Source organism: Pseudarthrobacter sp. NIBRBAC000502772 (assembly GCF_006517235.1).
Classification (GTDB): Bacteria; Actinomycetota; Actinomycetes; order Actinomycetales; family Micrococcaceae; genus Arthrobacter.
Genome location: NZ_CP041188.1, coordinates 3,503,990 through 3,525,970, shown reverse-complemented (window position 1 = coordinate 3,525,970; position 21,981 = coordinate 3,503,990). Strand labels below are relative to the sequence as shown.

General features: G+C 64.2%; 21 protein-coding genes. 19 read left to right on the top strand and 2 right to left on the bottom strand.

The genetic code is table 11. The annotated features are described in order from the left end of the window. Window positions 1-2: 2 nt before the first annotated feature. On the bottom strand, window positions 3-476 hold the full coding sequence (locus tag NIBR502772_RS16315; protein ID WP_058931999.1) for a hypothetical protein: 474 nt from the start codon (window positions 474-476) through the stop codon (window positions 3-5). Between the two features lie 169 nt (window positions 477-645). Here NIBR502772_RS16315 and argS point away from each other — a divergent pair, with 169 nt between their 5' ends. From argS to NIBR502772_RS16265, 10 genes are all read left to right on the top strand, one after another. Then, on the top strand, window positions 646-2,295 hold the full coding sequence (gene argS / locus NIBR502772_RS16310; RefSeq protein WP_141140979.1) for an arginine--tRNA ligase: 1,650 nt from the start codon (window positions 646-648) through the stop codon (window positions 2,293-2,295). A gap of 5 nt (window positions 2,296-2,300) precedes the next feature. Further along, on the top strand, window positions 2,301-3,806 hold the full coding sequence (lysA, locus tag NIBR502772_RS16305; RefSeq protein WP_141140978.1) for a diaminopimelate decarboxylase: 1,506 nt from the start codon (window positions 2,301-2,303) through the stop codon (window positions 3,804-3,806). Further along, on the top strand, window positions 3,799-5,115 hold the full coding sequence (locus tag NIBR502772_RS16300) for a homoserine dehydrogenase (RefSeq protein WP_141140977.1): 1,317 nt from the start codon (window positions 3,799-3,801) through the stop codon (window positions 5,113-5,115). Before lysA ends, NIBR502772_RS16300 begins: the two co-directional genes overlap by 8 nt. Next, complete coding sequence (gene thrC / locus NIBR502772_RS16295; protein WP_141140976.1) at window positions 5,116-6,222, top strand: threonine synthase; 1,107 nt, start codon at window positions 5,116-5,118, stop codon at window positions 6,220-6,222. A 2-nt stretch (window positions 6,223-6,224) separates the two neighbouring features. Continuing rightward, window positions 6,225-7,199: a homoserine kinase gene (gene thrB, locus NIBR502772_RS16290; protein ID WP_141140975.1), complete on the top strand. Its 975-nt coding sequence runs from the start codon at window positions 6,225-6,227 to the stop codon at window positions 7,197-7,199. A gap of 296 nt (window positions 7,200-7,495) precedes the next feature. After that, entirely contained in the window at window positions 7,496-9,778 is a 2,283-nt protein-coding gene (gene rho, locus NIBR502772_RS16285) for a transcription termination factor Rho (RefSeq protein ID WP_141140974.1), read from the top strand. Between the two features lie 107 nt (window positions 9,779-9,885). Further along, the gene (gene prfA, locus NIBR502772_RS16280) at window positions 9,886-10,959 is read left to right on the top strand and encodes a peptide chain release factor 1 (RefSeq protein WP_058932004.1); all 1,074 of its coding nucleotides are present in this window, start codon (window positions 9,886-9,888) and stop codon (window positions 10,957-10,959) included. 12 nt (window positions 10,960-10,971) lie between these two features. Beyond that, complete coding sequence (gene prmC / locus NIBR502772_RS16275) at window positions 10,972-11,841, top strand: peptide chain release factor N(5)-glutamine methyltransferase (protein WP_141140973.1); 870 nt, start codon at window positions 10,972-10,974, stop codon at window positions 11,839-11,841. Window positions 11,842-11,856: 15 nt separating this feature from the next. Next, window positions 11,857-12,660 carry an L-threonylcarbamoyladenylate synthase gene (locus tag NIBR502772_RS16270; protein ID WP_141140972.1) on the top strand — a complete coding sequence of 268 codons (804 nt, stop codon included), beginning with the start codon at window positions 11,857-11,859 and terminating at the stop codon, window positions 12,658-12,660. Further along, window positions 12,657-13,415 carry a WecB/TagA/CpsF family glycosyltransferase gene (locus NIBR502772_RS16265; protein ID WP_141140971.1) on the top strand — a complete coding sequence of 253 codons (759 nt, stop codon included), beginning with the start codon at window positions 12,657-12,659 and terminating at the stop codon, window positions 13,413-13,415. Before NIBR502772_RS16270 ends, NIBR502772_RS16265 begins: the two co-directional genes overlap by 4 nt. On the opposite strand, the gene NIBR502772_RS16260 is transcribed toward NIBR502772_RS16265, so the two are convergent. Then, on the bottom strand, window positions 13,412-14,308 hold the full coding sequence (locus tag NIBR502772_RS16260; RefSeq protein ID WP_141140970.1) for a glycosyltransferase: 897 nt from the start codon (window positions 14,306-14,308) through the stop codon (window positions 13,412-13,414). The two genes, NIBR502772_RS16265 and NIBR502772_RS16260, sit on opposite strands and share 4 nt — an antisense overlap. Before the next feature lie 293 nt (window positions 14,309-14,601). Here NIBR502772_RS16260 and NIBR502772_RS16255 point away from each other — a divergent pair, with 293 nt between their 5' ends. The 9 genes from NIBR502772_RS16255 (at window position 14,602) to NIBR502772_RS16215 (ending at window position 21,921) form a co-directional block, all read left to right on the top strand. Then, complete coding sequence (locus NIBR502772_RS16255; protein ID WP_141140969.1) at window positions 14,602-15,714, top strand: MraY family glycosyltransferase; 1,113 nt, start codon at window positions 14,602-14,604, stop codon at window positions 15,712-15,714. A gap of 93 nt (window positions 15,715-15,807) precedes the next feature. Next, the gene (locus tag NIBR502772_RS16250) at window positions 15,808-16,290 is read left to right on the top strand and encodes a hypothetical protein (RefSeq protein ID WP_141140968.1); all 483 of its coding nucleotides are present in this window, start codon (window positions 15,808-15,810) and stop codon (window positions 16,288-16,290) included. Beyond that, window positions 16,283-16,621 (top strand): hypothetical protein, encoded by a 339-nt coding sequence (locus tag NIBR502772_RS16245; RefSeq protein WP_227008120.1) that lies wholly within the window; start codon window positions 16,283-16,285, stop codon window positions 16,619-16,621. The genes NIBR502772_RS16250 and NIBR502772_RS16245 overlap by 8 nt, the downstream gene beginning before the upstream one ends. A gap of 81 nt (window positions 16,622-16,702) precedes the next feature. Then, window positions 16,703-17,503 (top strand): F0F1 ATP synthase subunit A, encoded by an 801-nt coding sequence (gene atpB / locus NIBR502772_RS16240; protein WP_141140967.1) that lies wholly within the window; start codon window positions 16,703-16,705, stop codon window positions 17,501-17,503. Between the two features lie 79 nt (window positions 17,504-17,582). Continuing rightward, window positions 17,583-17,801: an ATP synthase F0 subunit C gene (gene atpE, locus NIBR502772_RS16235; protein WP_011775261.1), complete on the top strand. Its 219-nt coding sequence runs from the start codon at window positions 17,583-17,585 to the stop codon at window positions 17,799-17,801. A gap of 52 nt (window positions 17,802-17,853) precedes the next feature. Next, entirely contained in the window at window positions 17,854-18,405 is a 552-nt protein-coding gene (locus NIBR502772_RS16230; RefSeq protein ID WP_056349412.1) for a F0F1 ATP synthase subunit B, read from the top strand. Further along, a complete protein-coding gene (locus NIBR502772_RS16225; RefSeq protein WP_104061170.1) occupies window positions 18,405-19,232 on the top strand; it encodes a F0F1 ATP synthase subunit delta in 828 nt (275 codons plus the stop codon). The genes NIBR502772_RS16230 and NIBR502772_RS16225 overlap by 1 nt, the downstream gene beginning before the upstream one ends. Before the next feature lie 83 nt (window positions 19,233-19,315). Beyond that, window positions 19,316-20,953 (top strand): F0F1 ATP synthase subunit alpha, encoded by a 1,638-nt coding sequence (gene atpA, locus NIBR502772_RS16220; protein WP_141142110.1) that lies wholly within the window; start codon window positions 19,316-19,318, stop codon window positions 20,951-20,953. Window positions 20,954-21,027: 74 nt separating this feature from the next. Further along, complete coding sequence (locus NIBR502772_RS16215) at window positions 21,028-21,921, top strand: F0F1 ATP synthase subunit gamma (RefSeq protein ID WP_141140966.1); 894 nt, start codon at window positions 21,028-21,030, stop codon at window positions 21,919-21,921. Window positions 21,922-21,981: the final 60 nt, after the last annotated feature.

Sequence of the window (21,981 nt, the reverse complement as noted above, 5' to 3'; positions counted from 1 at the left end):
GCCTACTGGGCCTCGGCCTTGATCTTGTCCAGGGCCTGGTTGAAGCCGCCGCTGGTGAGCGAGGATCCCGCCACCTTGGAGACGTTGAGTTCGTCGATGCTCTTGCCCACAACCTGCGCTGCGATCCCGCCCGCGAATTCGCCCTGGAATTTCCGGGTGTTGGGGTTCGAGGGGTGCTGGGTGATGTTCACGGCCGTGACCGTGCCCGCGGCGAGCGTCAGCTCAACCCCCACGGTTTCGGTCCCGTTGGGGGAAACATAGGTGCCGTCAGCGCTGTAGGTGCCGTCCTGGTAGAGGGAGGCGCTACTGGCCGGCGATGATGCCGTGCCGGAAGGGGCAGTTGTGGCGCCGGACGTGCTGTCGGAAGTCGCAGCGGGCACCGCGGGCGTGGCCGACGGCGCGCAGCCGGCTACCGTTCCAGCGAGGGACAGGCCGGCGATGCCGACGAAAACACTCTTGCGGACTGACGGTCTCATGATGGGGCTCGTTTCGTGGGCTGGGTGCTTACGCTGTACTCAACGTCGGATTCAGCGTAATGGTTCACGCTGTGAATCAGCAGTGCGTCCGCTGTGCGGAAAGTTGTGCGGAACCAGTCACGAGCCACCCCAAATTCGTCCCAGTGGCGGCCCCCGGTAGGCTAGAGGGGTGACTCCCGAAGAACTCTCCCTCGCCATATCCGCCTGCCTGAAAGACGCCGTCGCCGCTGGCGAAATCGCGCTTTCCGCATCAGCTGTCCCTGATGAGGTGCGCGTGGAGCGACCGAAGAACCGGGAACACGGCGACTGGGCCACCAGCATCGCCCTCCAGCTGTCCAAGCAGGCCGGCACCAACCCGCGCGAATTCGCCACCGTCCTGAGCGCCCGGCTGAAGTCCATCAACGGCGTCGCTGCCGTGGATATCGCCGGCCCCGGGTTCCTTAACATCACCGTGGATGCCGGTGCCGCCGGCGCCCTCGCCAAGGCCATCGTCGAAGCGGGCCCGCAGTACGGCACGAACTCGGCGCTCGCCGGACACACCGTGAACATGGAGTTCGTCTCGGCCAATCCCACCGGACCGCTGCACATCGGGCATACCCGCTGGGCCGCTCTCGGCGACGCCATCGCCCGGGTGCTGCGTGCGTCCGGCGCTGAAGTCACCGCGGAGTACTACATCAACGACGCCGGCACACAGATGAACGTCTTCGCGCAGTCGGTCTACAACCGGCTTCACGGACTTCCGGTCCCGGACGGCGGCTACCCCGGCCAGTACATCGCGGACCTGGGCCACGAGGTGCTTACCGCGCACCCGGACATCCGCGAGCTGACCGAAGTGGCGGCCATTCCGGTCATCCGTGCCGCCGCATACGAAGCCCAGATGAAGGACATCAAAGCCACGCTCGCCGATTTCGGCGTCGATTTCGATGTGTTCTTCTCCGAGCAGGAACTGCACGACGCCGGCGCTATTGAAAGTGCCGTAGCGCGCCTCCGCGAGCAGGGCCATGTGTTCGACGACGGCGGTGCGGTCTGGCTGCGGACCACGGACTTCGGTGACGATAAGGACCGCGTCATGATCCGCGCGAACGGCGAACCCACCTACTTCGCTGCCGACGCTGCCTACTACCTGTCCAAGAAGGACCGCGGCTACACCGAGAAAATCTACCTGCTCGGCGCGGACCACCACGGCTACATCTACCGGCTCAAGGCCATTGCGGCCGCCGCAGGTGATGACCCCGAGGTCAACATCGAGGTGCTGATCGGCCAGCTGGTCTCCGTCAACGGCGCCAAGCTGTCCAAGCGTGCCGGCAACATCATCGAGCTCAAGGACCTCATTGACTGGCTGGGCAAGGACGCGGTGCGCTACTCCCTGGCCCGTTTCCCGGCAGACTCGCCGCTGACCCTTGACCCTGACCTGCTGAAGAAGCACAGCAACGAGAACCCGGTGTTCTACGTCCAGTACGCCCATGCTCGCACCCGCGGCGCGGCCCGCAACGCCGTGGCTGCAGGCGTGGACCGCAGCGCGTTTGACGCTTCCCTACTGGACCATGCCACTGAAAACGAACTGCTCTCCTACCTGGGCAGCTACCCATCCATCGTGGCCAAGGCCGCAGAACTGCGTGAGCCGCACCGGGTGGCCCGCCATCTTGAGGTCATCGCCGGCGCCTACCACCGCTGGTACGACGCCTGCCGCATCGCACCCCTGGGTGACGAACCGGTGACCGACGTCAACCGCACTCGCCTGTGGCTGAACGACGCCACCAGCCAGGTGCTGGCCAACGGCCTGGACCTGCTGGGCGTGTCCGCGCCGGAACGGATGTGAAACTGATGTCGGCACAGGAAACCTCGACGCAGAAGGTGTCAGCACTGGACACCAACAGCGGATCCCCGCTTGCTCCCGGGTGGCTCGCCGTTCCCGCGGACCTGAACGCGCTCCACGAGCCCATGTGGGCGCAGGATGTGCGGAAGAACGACGCCGGTGAGCTCGCCATCGATGGCATCGCCGTCAGCGAGCTCAAGGCGCAGTTCGGCACGCCGCTCTTTGTGATGAGCGAGACAGACTTCCGGGCCCGCGCACGTTCCTTCAAGGATGCCTTTGATGCCGCGTTTGCCGACATCTGCGGGGGAGTGGACGTCTACTATGCTGGCAAGTCCTTCCTGTGCACAGCAGTAGCCGCCTGGGTGGCAGACGAAGGACTCCGGCTGGACACGTGTTCCGGCGGCGAGCTCGCGGTGGCGGCCCGGGCCGGCATCAAGGGCGAAAACCTGGGCCTGCACGGCAACAACAAATCCGACGCCGAGATCAACCGGGCGCTGGATATGAAGCTGGGACGAATCGTGGTGGACAGCCTCGATGAGTTGGACCGCGTTGCCAAAATCGCCTCGGACCGCGGCGAAATTGCCAACGTTATGCTGCGCCTGACTCCCGGCGTCCACGCGCACACCCACGAGTTCATCGCCACCGCCCACGAGGACCAGAAATTCGGTCTCTCCATGGCCGGGGATACCACCGAGCAGGCCGGACTGTCAGCAGCGGAGGAGGCCGTGGCTGCGGCCACAGGGTACGCCAGCATCGAACTGCTGGGCCTGCACTGCCACATCGGCTCGCAGATCTTCGAGCCGGACGGCTTTGAACTCGCCGCGCAGAAGCTCCTGCGCTTCCACGCTGCCATGCAGGAAAAGTACTCCATCGTGATGCCCGAGCTGGACCTCGGCGGCGGCTACGGCATTGCCTATACCCCGGTGGACACCCCGCGCCCCGCAGCTGACGTCGCGCAGGCGATGGCCGCCGTCGTGCGTTCCACGTGTGCTGAGCTGGGTATCACTGCTCCCCGGATTTCGATCGAACCCGGACGCGCAATTGTCGGCAGCACCACCTTCACGTTGTACGAGGTGGGTACCCTGAAAACTGTCCGCGTCGACGCGCCGGGCGATTCAGAGGCCAACAAGAACGTTACGCATCCGCGCCGCTATGTGTCAGTGGACGGAGGCATGAGCGATAACGCCCGCCCGGTGCTCTACGACGCGGATTATTCGGCGATTCTGGCCTCCCGCACGTCCTCGGCGTCCCCGCAGCTGTCCCGCGTAGTGGGCAAACATTGCGAGAGCGGCGACATAGTTGTTAGAGATGTATATCTGCCCGAGGACGTGGCAGCCGGTGATCTGCTTGCTGTACCGGGGACCGGCGCCTACTGCTGGGCCCTGTCAAGCAACTACAACTATCTGGCCCGGCCGGGCGTTGTCGCGGTGCGCGGCGGATCTGCCCGGCTGATTGTCCGCGGGGAAACCGAAGAAGATCTGCTTAACCGCGACATGGGAGTGCCGAATGACTGAATTGCGAACCCTGAAAGTAGCCCTGCTGGGCTGTGGCAACGTTGGGGCCCAGGTTGCGCGGATTCTCATTGAGGACGCCGACGCCCTTGCCGCCCGTACCGGTGCCCGCCTGCAGCTCAGCGGCATCGCCGTGCGCAACGTCAATGCCAAGCGGGATGTGGACCTGCCGCAGGACCTCTTCACCACCGACGCCGACACCCTGGTCAAGGACGCCGACCTGGTAATCGAGCTCATGGGCGGGATCGAGCCTGCCCGCACGCTGATCCTCTCCGCGCTGCGCAACGGCGCCTGTGTAGTCACCGGCAACAAGGCCCTGCTCGCCCAGGACGGACCCACCCTCTATGAAGAGGCCGACAAGGCCGGCGTGCAGCTGTCCTACGAGGCCGCCGTCGCCGGTGCCATCCCCATCCTGCGCCCCATCCGGGACAGCCTGGCCGGCGACCGCATTACCCGCGTGCTGGGTATCGTCAACGGCACCACCAACTTCATCCTGGACCAGATGGACTCCACCGGCGCCCAGTTCGCTGACGCCCTCGCCGAGGCCCAGCGCCTTGGCTACGCCGAAGCCGACCCCACCGCCGACGTCGAAGGCCACGACGCCGCCTCCAAGGCCGCCATTCTCGCGTCGCTGTCCTTCCACACCCGCTTCGCCCTGGAAAACGTCCACTGCGAAGGCATCACGTCCGTCAGCGCGGCGGACATCGCTGCAGCCAAGGACGCCGGATTTGTCATCAAACTGCTGGCCATTGCCGAAAAGCTCACGGATGCCGACGGCGGCGAAGGCGTTTCCGTGCGCGTGCACCCCACGCTGCTGCCGCGCGAGCACCCGCTGGCCGCCGTTCGTGGCGCGTTCAATGCGGTCTTCATCGAGGCGGAAAACGCGGGCGAACTGATGTTCTACGGCCAGGGTGCCGGCGGAACCCCGACGGCCTCCGCCGTCCTGGGCGACCTTGTCTCGGCCGCACGCCGCATTGTGCTGGGCGGCCCGGGACGCACGGAGACCACCACCGGCCACGTCCCGGCCCTGCCCATCGCCTCAGCCATCACCAGCTACTACATCGGCCTGGACGTCGCTGACCAGCCCGGCGTGCTGGCCCGGATCGCCCAGCTCTTTGCGGAGCACGGCGTGTCCATCGAAATCATGCGGCAGACCATCCACCGGGACGCAGAGTCCAACGTGGAGTCTGCCGAACTGCGGATCGTTACCCACCGCGCATCAGAGGCTGCCCTCGCAGCCACCGTCGAGGCCGTCAAGGGCCTGGACGTCATCAATTCAGTGACATCCGTTCTGCGGGTAGAAGGAGTCTAAGTGGCTCACCAATGGCGCGGCGTTATCCGCGAATACGCTGACCGGCTGCCCGTAACGGAATCCACCAGGGTCATCACGCTGGGCGAAGGCGGCACGCCGCTGGTCCACGCGCAGAAGCTCTCCGAGCTCACCGGTTCCACGGTGTACCTGAAGGTCGAGGGGATGAACCCCACCGGTTCGTTCAAGGACCGCGGCATGACCATGGCCATGACGGCCGCCGTCGCGTCCGGCGCCAAGGCCGTGGTGTGCGCGTCAACCGGCAACACCTCCGCGTCCGCCGCGGCCTACGCCACGGCAGCGGGACTGAAATGCGCTGTACTGGTCCCCGAAGGCAAGATCTCTATGGGCAAGCTGAGCCAGGCCATCGCGCACGGCGCCACGCTGCTCCAGGTGGACGGCAACTTCGATAACTGCCTGGACATTGCACGGAAGCTGGGGGAGTCCTACCCGGTGTTCCTGGTCAACTCCGTGAACCCGGCCCGCATCCAGGGCCAGAAGACGGGCGCGTTTGAGATTGTTGATTCGCTCGGCGATGCTCCGGACATCCACGTCCTGCCCGTAGGCAACGCCGGCAACATCACGGCGTACTGGAAGGGCTACAAGGAGTACTCGGCGCCGTTCGAATCCGACACGGCCGGAACCTTGCCCGCCGTGTCCACCAAAACCCCGCAGATGTGGGGCTTCCAGGCCGCCGGCGCGGCACCGTTCGTGGCAGGGCACCCCATCACGGAACCGGACACCATCGCCACTGCCATCCGGATCGGCAACCCGGCGTCCTGGGACGGTGCCATCGCTGCACGTGACGAGTCCGGCGGATTCATCGACGCCGTGACTGACGAACAGATCCTCGATGCCCACCGCTGGCTGTCCGCCCGCGAAGGCGTTTTTGTGGAGCCCGGCTCCGCCGCCGGTGTGGCCGGCCTGCTCAAGAAGCACGCCGCCGGTGAAGTTCCCACCGGCAAGACCATCGTCATCACCGTTACCGGCCACGGCCTCAAGGACCCCCAGTGGGCTCTCCGGACCGAGGATGGCAGTGAAGTCCAGCCGGTCAAGGTCTCGAACGACGTCGTGACAGTCGCAGCTGAACTGGGACTGGAAGAAAAGTAGCCTTGGAAACCACCTCGCCCACCGCCGTTGACCTGCCCGTCATCGAAGCAGGCCAGCGCGTCACCGTCAGGGTCCCGGCCACAAGCGCCAACCTCGGACCGGGTTACGACAGCCTGGGCCTCGCCCTGGCGCTGCACGACACCCTGACGGTGGAAAGCCTCGAATCCGCTGAGCTCGTCTTCGAGCTCAGCGGCGAGGGGGCGGACACGCTGCCGCAGGACGCCAGCCACCTGGTGGTCAGGGCGATGGAGGCTGCCTTTTCCCGGCTTGGTTACCGGCACGGCGGCCTCAGGATCACGGCGACGAACGTCAACCCCCATGGCCGGGGTCTGGGATCATCGGCGTCGGCAGTGGTGGCGGCCGTCTCGGCCGCCAATGCCATGGTGCCCGAAGCGGCGCGTCGCGGGCGGGACTGGATCCTGCAGCTGACCAGCGAGATGGAAGGCCATCCGGACAACGTCGCGCCCGCGATTTTCGGCGGACTGGCGCTGTCATGGCAGGACAGTGACCGATACAGCAGCACATGCGCTACCGTGGCCGGTTCCGTGATTCCCATCGTGGCTGTCCCCGATTTTGAATTGTCCACCGAAGCCGCGCGCGCCCTGCTGCCGGCGTCTGTGGGCCATCATGCGGCGGCCATGAACTCCGGACGGGCTGCGCTGCTGATCCATGCGCTGACCCAGAAGCCCGAGTTTCTGCATGCCGGCACCGAGGATTACCTGCACCAGAGTTACCGGGCCGAGGCGATGCGGCCCAGCGCGTCCCTCATCAGGGCACTGCGCAACGCGGGCCACGCGGCAGTGGTTTCGGGTGCAGGACCTACGGTCCTGGTTCTCGCCGACGGCGAAGCCGAAGCCGCCGAGGTCCTTGGGTTTATTGAGTCCTTTACAGAGGCGAACACGCCGGGTATCGGCTGGCGCGTGCTGAAGCTGGCAGTGGACGTCGAAGGTGCTAAGGTGGACTTGCACCGGCGGTAATTCCGCCTATCTGATCGGCAGCTGCATTCAGTTGTTAGTGATCTCCTACTGCGCAATATTTTCCGGTGCCGCCTGCTTGGTCTGTCGCAGGAATCTGCAGCTGAATTGTCTGCCCCTGAATCGTCAGCCCAGCGCCCCGCCATTAATCGGTGCGTGAGGTGAATCAGTATCCGGCCCTGCTGGCCGAAATCCAACCGGCAAGACCGAAAATGCGGCTGCAGATCTGAACTGCAGCCCAGATCAAATCATCGCGTCCAGCTCCCAGTCTGGACGCCGTCGAGGGGGAAGGATCCTTCGTGACCGAAACCACTGAGCTGTCTTCAGCTGTGGAACCATCAACTTCTGCTGCCGGATCGTCAACGGCCGCACCCGCCAAGAGCAGTGGCCTCGCCGGCCTCAAGCTCGCCCAGCTGCAGGCACTTGCCAGCCAGCTGGGGATTTCCGGTGGATCCCGCATGCGTAAGGGGGATCTGGTGACCGCCATTTCCGCCCATCGCGCAGGCACGTCAGCCAGCAAGGCCCCGGCCAAGGCTGCCGAGAAGGCGTCCGAAAACCACGTAGCCCCGGCCGCTGCCGTACCGGTGGCTGCCGCAAGCGAAACCTCGGAGGCCCCGGCCGCTGAGGGGACCCGTGCCCGTGGCCGTGGACGCAGCCGCCGTGCTGTCAGTGACGGAGTAGTTGCGGCCCCCGCCGCGGCAACGGCCACTGAAGCTCCGGCCGCCGCACCCGTTGAGGCTCCGGCGTCAGCGCCCGTTGAGGCCGGCGCAGCAGCTGAGGGCGAACGCCGCCAGCCGCGTACCCGTAACCGCCGCCGCGGCGATGCGGCCGCCACGTCAACGCAGGCAGAAGCCACTGAGGCTCCGGCCGAGCAGCCCGCCGCTGAACAGCGCCAGGCTGACCGTACCGAAACCCAGCGTGCTGATTCCCAGCGCACAGAAACCCAGGGCGCCGAAACCGGCGACGGCCAGCGTGCTGACCGCCGCGAGAGCGGCCGCACCCGTGGCGCCCGCGACACCGCAGCCCGTGAAACCACGGCTCGTGACACCACTGCCCGTGAAACCACGGCCCGTGACACCACCGCCCGTGAAACCACGGCCCGTGAGACCACCGCCCGTGAAACCACGGCCCGTGAGACCACCGATGGTGGCCGCGACAACGCAGGCAGCCGTGACGCCGGCCAGCGTGACGGCGCCCGTCGCGATGACAGCCGCGATAACGACGATTCCGACGGCGGCAGCCGCCGCAACCGCCGCAACCGCCGCGACCGGAACGACCGCAATGACCGGAGCGACCGCTCCGGTGGCGGCCAGGACAGCCGGGACAACTCGCGTAACGACCGCTTCCGCGACCGCAACGACCGCCGTCGGGGACGCGCCCAGGGACCGGACGTCGACGACGTCGAGGTCACCGAGGACGACGTCTTGCTGCCCGTCGCCGGCATCCTGGACGTGCTGGAGAACTACGCGTTCATCCGCACCTCCGGTTACCTGCCGGGTCCGAACGACGTTTACGTCTCCCTGGCCCAGGTCAAGAAGTACAACCTGCGCAAGGGCGACGCCTGCGTGGGTGCCATCCGTGCACCGCGTGAAGGCGAAGACCGCAGCCAGCAGACCGCACGGCAGAAGTTCAACGCCCTGGTCCGCGTCACCTCGGTCAATGGCAAGACGCCGGAAGAGCTCAAGGACCGCGTCGAATTCGCCAAGCTGGTTCCGTTGTACCCGTCCGAGCGCCTGCGCCTGGAGACGGATCCCAAGAAGATCGGCCCCCGCGTCATCGACCTGGTTGCCCCGATCGGCAAGGGCCAGCGCGGCCTGATCGTCTCGCCGCCGAAGGCCGGCAAGACGCTCATCCTGCAGTCCATCGCCAACGCCATCACCACCAACAATCCTGAGGTCCACCTCATGATGGTGCTTGTTGACGAACGCCCCGAAGAAGTGACGGACATGCAGCGCACCGTCAAGGGTGAGGTCATTGCCTCCACCTTCGACCGTCCCGCCGATGACCACACCACGGTGGCCGAGCTCTCCATCGAACGCGCCAAGCGCCTCGTGGAAATGGGTATGGACGTGGTGGTCCTCCTGGACTCCATGACCCGCCTGGGCCGCGCCTACAACCTGGCAGCACCGGCCTCCGGCCGTATCCTGTCCGGTGGTGTCGACTCTGCCGCGCTGTACCCGCCGAAGCGCTTCTTCGGTGCAGCCCGCAACATCGAAAACGGTGGCTCGCTGACCATCCTGGCAACCGCGCTCGTGGAGACCGGTTCCAAGATGGACGAGGTCATCTTCGAAGAGTTCAAGGGCACCGGCAACATGGAGCTCCGCCTGTCCCGCCAGCTGGCGGACAAGCGCATCTTCCCGGCCGTGGACGTCAACGCGTCCGGTACCCGCCGCGAAGAGAACCTGCTTTCCCCCGAGGAAGTCAAGATCATGTGGAAGCTGCGCCGCGTCCTTTCCGGACTCGAAACGCAGCAGAGCCTTGAGCTGCTGACCAACAAGATCCGGGAGACCCAGAGCAACGTCGAGTTCCTCATGCAGGTCCAGAAGACAACGCTTGGCGCGAAGTCGGATAACGACAAGTAGCTGCGCTCACCGCTCAAAACATGCCGGCCTGATGGCTGGCATGTTTTGGGCGGTTCGTCGTTAAGTCCCGTGAAACTAGACTTGTAAGAGTCGAAAGAGGTTTTGAAATGTTTGAGTCCGTACAGGGCCTGCTTGATGAGCATGATGCTATCCAGGCGCAGCTTGGTGATCCTGCTGTCTATGCTGACCAGCGGCTGGCCCGGAAGCTGGGGCGGCGTTCTGCGCAGCTCAACGGCATCGTGGAGGCATACAACAAGTGGCATGCCCTGGAGGACGACCTCGCCGCTGCGAAGGAAATGGCCTCGGAGGACCCTGAGTTCGCTGCCGAGGTTCCCGTGCTGGAGGAAGCGCTGGAGCAGGCTTCGGCGAAGCTGCGCAGGCTCCTCATTCCGCGGGACCCCGACGACGCCCGCAACGTGATCCTTGAGGTCAAGGGCGGCGAAGGCGGCGACGAAGCCGCGCTCTTCGCCGGCGACCTCCTGCGGATGTACACCCGGTACGCGGAATCCCGCGGCTGGAAGACCGAACTCATCTCGGCCAACGAATCCGATCTCGGTGGCTACAAGGACGTCCAGATGGCCGTCAAAGGCAACTCGAACGATCCCGCCGAGGGCGTCTACGCACGGCTCAAGTTCGAAGGCGGCGTCCACCGCGTGCAGCGTGTGCCCGTCACCGAATCCCAGGGCCGCATCCACACCTCCGCCGCCGGCGTCCTGGTCCTCCCCGAAGTTGACGAGCCCGAAGAGCTGGACATCAACCAGAACGACCTCAAGATCGACGTCTACCGCTCGTCGGGTCCCGGTGGCCAGTCCGTGAACACCACGGACTCTGCTGTCCGTATCACGCACCTTCCCACCGGCATCGTGGTGGCCATGCAGAACGAGAAATCCCAGCTGCAGAACCGCGAAGCAGGCATGCGCGTGCTCCGCGCCCGCATCCTGGCGCACCAGCAGGAAATCATCGACGCCGAGAACTCGGCCCAGCGTAAATCCCAGATCCGCACCATGGACCGTTCGGAGCGTATCCGCACGTACAACTACCCGGAGAACCGGATCGCGGACCACCGCACCGGCTACAAGGCCTACAACCTGGACCAGGTCATGAACGGGGACCTGGAACCGGTCATCCAGTCCGCCATCGAGATGGACGAACAGGCGCGCCTGGACGCCATCGGCGACTAGCCGCCGGCACCCATGACACTCGGGTCTGGGCAGTCCCTCGCGGCTGCCGTCAGCGAGGCCACGGTGATCCTCCGGGACGCCGGGGTCCCCAGCCCCCGCGTCGACGCGGAACTCCTGGCGGACCACCTGCTCGGTGTGGGGCTCGGCAGGCTCCGGGCGATGATGCTGGGGGACACTCCGGCACCTGTTGGCTACGCCGAACTTGTCGCTGAACGGGCCCAACGGATCCCGCTGCAGCACATCACCGGGGTGGCGCACTTCAGGTACCTGGAGCTCGCCGTCGGGCCGGGGGTTTTTATCCCCCGGCCGGAAACAGAGTCCGTGGTGCAACTGGTCATCGACCACGTCAAGGGGATGGCGCACCCGCGGATTGTGGACCTGGGCACGGGGTCCGGCGCGATCGCCGGCTCCATCGCCTATGAGGTGCCCGGCGCGGAAGTCCACGCCGTGGAATACAGTCCGTTCGCGCACGCGTGGGCGGCCCGGAACCTGGCGCCCCTGGGCGTCAAGCTGGTGCTGGGGGACTTCCGCGACGCGCTGCCGGAACTAAACGGAACCTTCGACGTCGTAATCTCCAACCCGCCCTACATTCCCGCCGAAGCCATCCCGAATGAACCCGAAGTTGCCCTGCACGACCCTCCCGAAGCCCTGTACGGCGGGGGAGCGGACGGCATGGAACTTCCGACGGCGGCGGCCGCCTCTGCTGCCCGGCTGCTGGTTCCCGGCGGCTACTTCGTGATGGAACACGCGGAAGTCCAGGCCGGCTGGATCGCCGGCATGATGCAGCGGACGGGTGCCTGGCGGGAGATCACCACGCATCTGGACCTCAACGGCAAGGAACGCGCCACCAGCGCCGTCCTTGCCGGTCCGCACCACGAGTGATGAAAGAATAGGCCAGTGACCACAACCTACAACTGTACGTCCGAGGACCAGCGCGCCCTTGGCCTGGAGCATGCCCAGCGTGCCATCAGCGAAAAGAAGTGCGTGGTGTTCCCCACGGACACGGTCTACGGAATTGCCGCCGACGCCTTTTCGCCGCAGGCGGTCACCATGCTGTTGGCCTCCAAAGGGCGCAGCCGCACCATGCCGCCGCCGGTACTGATTCCCCGGATCAACGCGCTGGACGGCCTGGCCACAGATGTTTCCGCTGATGCCCGCAAGCTCGCCGAGGCGTTCTGGCCGGGGGGACTGACCCTGATCCTGCACGCCCAGCCGTCGCTGGACTGGGACCTGGGCGAGACCCAGGGAACGGTGGCCCTGCGTATGCCCGCCGACGAGGTGGCCCAGGAACTCCTGACGCTGACCGGTCCGCTGGCCGTGTCCTCCGCCAACCGGACCGGCCAGCCGCCGGCGCAGACCGCCGCGGAGGCACGAGCCCAGCTCGCGGAATCCGTGGAGGTCTACCTCGAAGGCGGTTTCCGGCCGGTGGAAGGAACCGACGCCGTGCCCTCCACAATCGTGGATGCCACCGGTCCTCTCCTGCGCGTCGTGCGCAATGGCGCTGTGTCCCTGGAGCAACTCCGGGAGCACGTTCCGGGCGTCTTGGGCCTGGGCGAGATCCCGATGGCTGAGCCCGAGGAAGAATCTGAACCAGTCGCTCTGCCGGCCGAATCAGCAGACGAAGAGCCGGCCGCTGAAGAGCCGGCAGCCGAAAAAGCTGCCGACGAGCCGTCCGCGCCGGTTCGGGAGACTAACGGGTGAGCCTGGCACGCCAGCACATCCCCGTCCTGGGCGTGGACGCCACGCCGCTCAAGGTTGACGACCTGATTGAGGTGCTGGCGGGGTTCGTCGCCGACGGGACCAAGCGGACCGTCGTCGGACATAACCTGCACAGTGTCACGCTGACACATTCCGACGCGGGGTTTCGTTCCGTCTATGAGGAGAGCGACGTGGTGCTCCTCGATGGGGCGCCGGTGCTCTGGCTGTGGAGCCGGACGGGGAATGCCGTGGGGCCGGTCATGGAGTACCGGCTGGGTTCCACGGACTGGTTGCCGTCCCTGGGCAGGGTTACCGGCCTGAAGCGGATGGCGGTGGTTGGCGCCGGCGCCGAGGCGAACGCGTTGGCTGTCGAAAAGCTCCGGAGCCTTGTTCCCGGTGCAACCGTAGCGGGCCTGCCCGGCGAGGGCTGGAACGACGACGTCGAAACGGCCGCTGTGCGCTGGCTCGCAGAGCAGCAACCCCAGCTAGTCCTGCTCGGGTTGGGCATGCCGCTGCAGGAATCAGTGCTGCAGCGCCGGCTCGGCGCGCTCCCGCCGGCCATCTACTGCACCGTGGGCGGCGCGATCGAACAGCTGGCCGGAATCCAGAAACTTGCACCTCGATGGCTCGGGAGGCTCGGGCTGGAATGGGCATGGCGCCTGCTGCTGCATCCCCGCCGCGTGGCGTACCGCGTGTTTGGCGAGCCGTGGGTGCTGCTGTGGCTGCTGGCGCGGCGCCGGCTGCGGCGCGTGTCCTAGAACTTCTGGTCCTCCAGCGGCGCGAAGCCCTTGGCACGCAGTCCCTTCGAGAAGGAACTTGCCCAGGCAAGCAGTCCCTTCAGGTCACGGCGCTGCGCAAAATAGCCAAGATAGCCGCCGACGTCGGCCACCAGCGACTTAACCCGGAAATAGCGACGGATCAGGTACCCGCGGTTGCGGTAGTAGTAGTAGCGTTTGAACGCCGAATCCGGCACGATCACATGCCATCGTGCACCAAAGACGTGCTTCGTCTCGGAAAACGCATGCGGGTGGGTGATGGCGGTGGTGGTCACCGTGCCGAACCGGATGCCCGCCTTGCGGAGGCGGATGGTGAAGTCCACCTCGTCGCCGCGGATGAAGAGGCGCATGTCCGGCAGGCCCACCTTGAAAAACACGTCGGACCTGATCAGGGCACCGTTGAAGAAGTGTCCGTCGTTGGGTAGGAAACCTACTTTTTCCAGTTCGGCCCGGTCGTGGGTGACTTTCCCGTCCAGCCGGAAGAAGAAGGACAGCCGGTCGGGATGGCCCGGGGCAACCACCAGCGGGACCACGGCTTCAAGGTCGCGGGCCTCAGCCTCACGCAGCAGCGTCGCGAGGCATTCGGGATCTGCCGGCTCGGCGTCGTCGTCCATCATCCAGACCCATTTGGCACCGCTGGCCACCGCCTTCAGCGCGGCGAGGGCAAAGCCGCCTGCTCCGCCGAGGTTCGCTTCGGAACGGACGTAATCAACATTTGTGTGCCGCCCGGCAACTTCGCGTGCGGGGTCGGTGCCGCTGTCGACAAGGCAGATGGTGTTCACTGCCGCGGACTGCGCATTAATGGCGTCCAGCAGGACGGACAGCTCTTTATGACGGTTAAATGTCACGGCGGCAACTGCAACCCGGACGGTCATGGGGATTCCTTTCAGCATGGCCTTCAGGGGATTCCCCGCTCGCAATGCGCCAGTGTGGCGCGAAGCCATGGAGCCGTTGGCGCTAGTATCTTGACTAGAGTCCACTGTAATACAGCCCTGTAAGGCACCAAGCACTGCCTGCTGCGCGCCCGGCGACGGAGAAGTTTCATTTATCGAAAGTCAGATTTCCCGCCAGTGAGCCCATCGATCGAGGACCACCTGTTCGGGCCGCTGTCCATGCCCGTGCGCACCCGCAGGGTTGCGCCGCACACCGACGAAACGGCCGCTATCGCATGATTATGTACCTGCTTATGGGGCTGACGGCTGCCGTCGTGTCCTACGGAGCCACCTGGGGTGCCCGCGTCATCGGGCACCGGCTTGAACTCCACGCCCCCATCCGCAGCCGTGACATGCATACGACGCCGGTGTCCCGGCTGGGAGGTGTGGCCATCTTCCTCGGCGTGCTGGTGGCCCTCATCGTCGCCAGCCAGTCCTTCTTCGTCAAGGACATCTACCGGAACAACTTCTCGCCATGGGGCGTCCTGGCGGGCGCGGCACTGATCGTGCTCGTGGGGATCGCGGATGACCTCCTGGACATCCGTTGGTGGGTGAAGCTCATCGGCCAGAGCGCCGCAGCCCTGGTGGTGGCCATCTGGGGCGTCCGGATGACCATAGTCCCGTGGGTTCCGGAGCCGATCTATCTGGAGAACGAACTGCTCCGGGTGGTGCTGACGGCAGGGCTGATCGTCACCACCATGAACGCCTTCAACTTCATTGACGGCCTCGACGGGCTGGCCGCTGGCGTTGCCATCATCGGCGGAACTGCCTTCTTCTTCACGGCGTACTGGGTGCACCGGAACGCCGTCCTGTTGGACTATTCGGACCTGGCCACCCTGCTCACCGCCGTCGTCGTTGGCAGTTGCATCGGCTTCCTGCCGCACAACTGGTTCCCGTCCAAGATCTTTATGGGCGATTCCGGTGCCATGCTGATCGGCCTGCTGATGGCGGCCGCCGGCATCGTCTCCACAGGCCAGATCACGTCGGGGCTGTACGACCGCGCCAACGGTATCTCCACAGTCATACCGATTCTGCTGCCCTTCGCCGTGCTGTTCCTGCCACTGCTTGACCTGGGCCTCGCCGTCGTCCGCCGGACAGCGCGGGGACGTTCGCCATGGTCCGCAGACCGCGGCCACCTCCACCACAAGCTGCTGGATATCGGTTACTCGCACCGGACGGCCGTGATCCTGATGTACCTCTGGACCGCCGTCCTGTCCTTCGGGGGATTGGCCTTTGCAGTCTTCCCCTGGCAAGTAGTATTGGCCGCCGACATCTTCGCCACGCTGGTTACGGGCCTGATTACGGCCTGGCCTTACCTGCGCCGCCACAGTGACCAGTCGCCGGCGTAACGGCGTTCGGATATATTTCTATCTCGTGTAGAATTCAAGGGCAGCCCAAGCTGCCCCTCCACCCAGCCCCAGGGCGCCGACGATTGGGATCTTATGACCTCCAACGCCGAACCCGGACGTTCGTCCGGCAGCGGACCCGTTGGTGTTTCCGGTCCCACGCGCTCGCTGTGGCTTCGCCTCCTCGCACTCAGTTCAGTTGCCGGTGCAGGCGCGCTGATTCTGGCAGGCATCCCGGCTGTGATCCTGAACGGCCCCAGCGGCGTCCTGTCCAGTACTTTGGGCGGCCTCCTGGTGATGCTCTTCTTCGCCATCAGTCTTCTCGTCGGCCACTTCATGGGGCGCAACAACCCCTCCGGTGCCATCGGGATGTTCGCGGCCACCTACTTTGTCAAGGTCGTGGGTTTCGCGGTTGTCCTGTTTGTGATCGGAGCACCTGCCTGGCTTCACGACCGATGGTTCCTGATTGGTGCCGTTGCCACTGTTGTCTTCTGGCAGGCTGCCGAAATCTATGGCTTCAGCAAGGCGCGCCTGCAGATTTACAACGACCCCGAGCCCAAGGAGCCGAACGATGCCTGATCGGAAACGAACAGCGAAAAACGGTTCCTCCGTGCCCAAGAACGCTGCGCCCACGCCGGGGGTGTCGGCCGAAAACAACGACGGCGGATACAACGCCGGAATGGCCGTCTTTAGCTACATTATTGGCGGAATCATCGTCTGGAGTTTGATAGGGTGGGGTCTGGATTATCTGTGGGGAACCCGCTGGATCGTGCTCGCAGGCGCTCTGCTTGGAGCTCTCGGAGGTTTCTATCTTTCCCACATGCATGGCCTTACCAGTTCCAGAACCACGGCAGGTAAGAGCGGCGCAGACAGCGGCCCGTCCGCGGACGGAAACACAAATGCCAAATAATTTCACAGGGGGAGCTGCGGAGCACAATTCCGCGGGTCCTCGACCAACGCCCAATGATGGACACTGCAGAGAGGAAACGCGTTGATCGCGCTTGCGCTCCCGGCCCAAGATTCAGGAGAGTTCAATCCTCCTGGAATTGAAGAAATGCACCTGCCGGCAATCCTGCCGTGGGGGGTGGCTGACGGATTCTCCAAGCAGATGCTGCTGGTAATCCTGTCGGTCGTCATTATCGCCACATTCTTTCTGCTAGCTGCGCGGAAGCAGCAGCTTGTTCCCGGCAAGCTCCAGTTCGCTGGTGAAATGGCTTATGGCTTTGTCCGAAACGGCATTGCAAAAGACATTATCGGCGGCAAAGACTTCATGAAGTATGTCCCGCTGTTGTTCAGCCTTTTCTTCTTCATTCTGGTGAACAACATCTACGGCGCCATTCCCGTGATCCAGCTCCCGAGCTTCTCGCACGTTGGCGGCGCCTACGTCCTCGCGGGCATTGTATACGTCACCTGGATTGCCATCGGCATCAAGAAGAACGGCCTGAGGTACTTCAAGCTGGCCACCGTACCGTCCGGCGTCCCGGTGTACATTCTCCCGATTGTCATCCCGATCGAGATCATCTCGAACTTCCTGGTCCGGCCGGTCACACACAGCCTCCGTCTTTTCGCCACCATGCTGGCAGGACACCTGATCGTCATGATCGCCGGTTCCGGTATTGAGTACCTGGTGATGCAGGAGAACATCCTGCTCAAGGGAACCTCCCTTCTGGTCATCGCCGGCGCAGTTGCCATGTACATGCTGGAAGCACTGATCATGGCCCTTCAGGCCTACGTCTTCACGCTGCTGACCGCCATCTACATCGAAGGCGCCCTGCACGCGGACAGCCACTAGGCACCCACAAACTTCCCCTCACGGGGATGAAGCAACCCAAACAACCTGCCACATGGGTGGCATCTTGAAAGGAAGAAAAATGGAAGGCACCATCAACGGCTCCCTCAACCTCATCGGCTACGGACTGTCCGCAATCGGCGGTGGTATCGGTGTTGGTCTCGTGTTCGCTGCTTACATCAACGGCGTAGCACGTCAGCCGGAAGCCCAGCGCGTCCTGCAGCCGATCGCGTTCCTCGGCCTCGCGCTGACTGAAGCCCTCGCCATCCTCGGCCTGGTCTTCGCCTTCGTCCTGAGCTAGTCCTCAGAACCAAGCGAACATCCAGAACCGAGTAGATAAGGACGGGTGAATTATGAACCAGGTGATCATCTCAGCCGCCACTGCGGGCGAGACTAACCCACTGGTACCCAACGTCTGGGAAATGGGCGTTGTCCTCGCCGGCTTTGCTGTCCTCATGTTCATCGTGGTCAAGTTCGTTGTCCCGATGTTCGAGAAGACGTTTGCAGAGCGCGCTGAGGCAATCGAAGGCGGTATTGCCAAGGCCGAGAAGGCCCAGGCAGAAGCATCAGCCGCCCTCGAAGAATACAAGCAGCAGCTTACGGACGCCCGCGCGGAAGCTAACCGCATCCGCGAGGAAGCCCGTGCTGAAGGCGCCCAGATCCTTGCAGATCTGAAGGAAAAGGCTGCCGCTGAGTCTGCCCGCATCACGGCACAGGCACACGTGCAGATCGAATCGGAGCGCCAGGCCGCAGTTGTGTCCCTGCGCTCCGAGGTAGGCACGCTGGCCACCACGCTGGCAGGCCGCATCGTTGGCGAAGCACTCAACGATGACGAGCGTTCCGCCCGTGTTGTTGACCGCTTCCTGGCAGATCTGGAGAACCAGAACGCAGGTGCAGCTAAGTAATGTCAGGTGTATCGAGCGAATCGCTGACCACGGCGCTGACCCAACTGGAAGCAAAGCTTCCGTTGGCCTCGCTGCAGTTGGCTAAGGAACTCTTCGGAATCCTGGGAACGGTGGACAGCTCGGCTGGCTTGCGCCGCGCCCTGACTGATCCGTCCCGCACCGGTGACGAAAAGTCGGCGCTTGTCAGGCAGCTTGTTGGCGGAAAAGTCTCCGCTGAGGCTGCGGACATCGCGGGCGGACTGGCCAGTTCACGCTGGGCATCGGCCCGAGATATCGGCGATGCACTCGAGACGCTTGCCGCAACGGTGGTTATCGCTGTTGCTGAAAACAAGTCGGCCGTTTCTGCCTCCGGGATCTCTGGGCTGGAAGAGCTGGAGAACGATCTGTTCTCCTTCAACCAGGCCGTTGCCTCCAACCACGAGGTACAACGTGCTCTGTCGGAGCCGCAGGCCAGTGCTGCAGCGAAGACCGCGTTGGCGCAGAAGCTGCATCCCGGCGCAGGCGAGGAAGCAAAAGTCCTCATCGCGCAGGCAGTTTCCCAGCCCCGCGGCATCAAGGCGACTCGGCTCGTAGCCCGGTTCGCCGAGCTGGCAGCCAAACGGCAGCAGCGCTGGATTGCAACGGTCAGCGTCACCCGTCCCTTGACGGAGACGCAGTTCGCCCGCCTCCAGGCAGGGCTTAATTCCCTGTACGGTCGCGAGCTCAAGATCAACCTCACCGTTGATCCTGAACTGATCGGCGGAATCCGTGTCCAGGTGGGTGACGAAGTGCTCGACGCTTCGGTTATCACCCGGCTGGGACAGCTTCACCGCCAACTGGCCGGATAGCCGGACAAGCACAACTTAACGAAACGAAACCCCGGTCATCGTGAGCAACGATGATCACGAAAACAGGAGAGCAGGGACTGCAGATGGCCGAATTGACCATCAACGCCGACGACGTCCGTATTGCGTTGAACGAGTTCGCGGCGTCCTACGAACCCGGAAACGCTGAGCGCGTAGAGGTTGGCCGTGTAACAACCGCAGGTGACGGCATCGCCCGTGTTGAGGGCCTTCCCTCGGTCATGGCGAACGAGCTGCTTCGCTTCGAAGACGGCACCCTGGGCCTGGCCCAGAACCTTGACGTCCGCGAGATCGGTGTCATCGTACTCGGTGACTTCACCGGCATCGAAGAGGGCCAGGAAGTCCACCGCACCGGGCAGGTTCTGTCCGTACCGGTAGGCGACGCCTTCCTCGGCCGCGTGGTTGACCCCTTGGGCCAGCCCATCGACGACCTCGGCGAAATCAAGACCACCGAAACCCGTGCACTGGAACTCCAGGCGCCCGGCGTGACCCAGCGTAAGTCGGTCCACGAACCGATGCAGACCGGTCTGAAGGCTATCGACGCCATGATCCCGATCGGCCGCGGTCAGCGTCAGCTGATCATCGGTGACCGCCAGACCGGCAAGTCGGCTATCGCCATCGACACCATCATCAACCAGAAGGCCAACTGGGCTTCCGGCGATGTGACCAAGCAGGTGCGTTGCATCTACGTGGCAATCGGTCAGAAGGCATCCACCATCGCGGCTGTCCGCCAGACCCTCGAGGACAACGGCGCACTGGAATACACCACCATTGTGGCTTCCCCCGCGTCTGACCCCGCAGGCTTCAAGTACTTGGCACCGTACGCCGGTTCGGCCATCGGCCAGCACTGGATGTACGGCGGCAAGCACGTCCTCATCGTGTTCGATGACCTCTCCAAGCAGGCCGAGGCCTACCGTGCAGTTTCGCTGCTGCTGCGCCGCCCGCCGGGACGCGAAGCCTACCCGGGCGACGTCTTCTACTTGCACTCCCGCCTGCTGGAGCGTTGTGCCAAGCTCTCCGACGAGCTCGGTGCCGGCTCGATGACCGGCCTGCCGCTCATCGAAACCAAGGCAAACGACGTCTCTGCCTACATCCCGACCAACGTGATCTCCATTACCGATGGCCAGATCTTCCTGCAGTCGGACCTCTTCAACGCCAACCAGCGTCCGGCCGTCGACGTGGGTGTCTCTGTGTCCCGCGTGGGTGGTGCTGCGCAGGTCAAGTCCATGAAGAAGGTCTCCGGTACTTTGAAGCTGGAACTGGCCCAGTACCGCGACATGCAGGCTTTCGCCATGTTCGCGTCGGACCTCGATGCCGCATCGCGCCAGCAGCTGACCCGCGGCGCCCGCCTGATGGAACTGCTCAAGCAGGGCCAGTACTCACCGTTCCCGATCGAGAACCAGGTTGTGTCCATCTGGGCAGGTACCAACGGCCACCTCGACGAGGTTCCGGTTGAGGACATCAACCGCTTCGAGACCGAATTCCTGGAGCACCTCAAGCACAAGTCCTCCATCCTGACCACGCTGGCGCAGACCAACGTTATGGACGATGACACCGCTGAAGCACTGAAGACCGCGATTGTGGCCTTCAAAAAGGGCTTCTTCGGTGAAGGTGACAACCGCCTGGTAGGCGCCGGCCACGAGGAGCACGAAGCTATCTCGGAAGCCGATGTAGACCAGGAAAAGATCGTCAAGCAGAAGCGCTAGTTTCGCTGGCAGGGACTGTCGGAACCCCGAGGTTCCGGCAGTCCCGGCCACCGGGATCTTAGGAAAGGAAAAGTATGGGAGCCCAGATTCGGGTCTACCGCCAGAAGATCAGCTCGACCACGTCGATGCGCAAGATCTTCAAGGCGATGGAACTGATCGCTACCTCGCGCATTGGCAAGGCCCGCGCACGCGTAGCGGCTTCACTGCCTTACGCAAACGCGATTACGCGTGCCGTTTCTGCTGTCGCAAGCCAGAGCGAAATCGACCACCCGCTGGTCACCGAGCCGACGCAAATCCGCCGGGCAGCTGTCCTGGTTATCAGTGCAGACCGCGGCCTTGCAGGATCCTACTCGGCGACAGTGCTTAAGCAGGCGGTCGGTCTCACCGAGCTGCTCCACGAGGAGGGCAAAGAAGTCAAGACGTACGTGATGGGCCGCAAGGCCCAGGCGTACTTCGACTTCCGCAACCTTTCTTACGAGCGCGTGTGGACCGGCAACACTGACGCGCCGGAGTTTGGAACTGCACGTGAGGTCCGCGCGGCATTGCTCGAAGCCTTCGCTGCAGACTACGAAGAGGGCGGCGTGGACGAGATCCATGTTGTTTACACCCGCTTCAAGTCCATGGTGACGCAGGAGCCGACGGTCATCCGTCTTCTTCCGCTTGAGGTTGTCGAAGAGCAGGCGGCGTCCGAGTCGGACCTCCTGCCGCTCTACGAATTCGAGCCGGAAGCGGAGCAGGTTCTTGATGCCCTGCTCCCGCGCTACATCGAGTCACGCATTTTCGCCGCCATGTTGCAGGCAGCAGCTTCCGAGCTCGCAGCCCGCCAGCGGGCGATGAAGTCCGCCGGTGACAATGCCACGGACCTCATCAAGAAGTACACGCGTCTGCGCAACACTGCCCGTCAGGCTGAAATTACGCAGGAGCTTTCCGAAATTGTTGCCGGTGCTGACGCCTTGAACGCGTCCTAGCCTGCACGGTCCGGTCCAGCTGTACCTGCACTAAAGAACAAACTTAAACCCCACGCCATC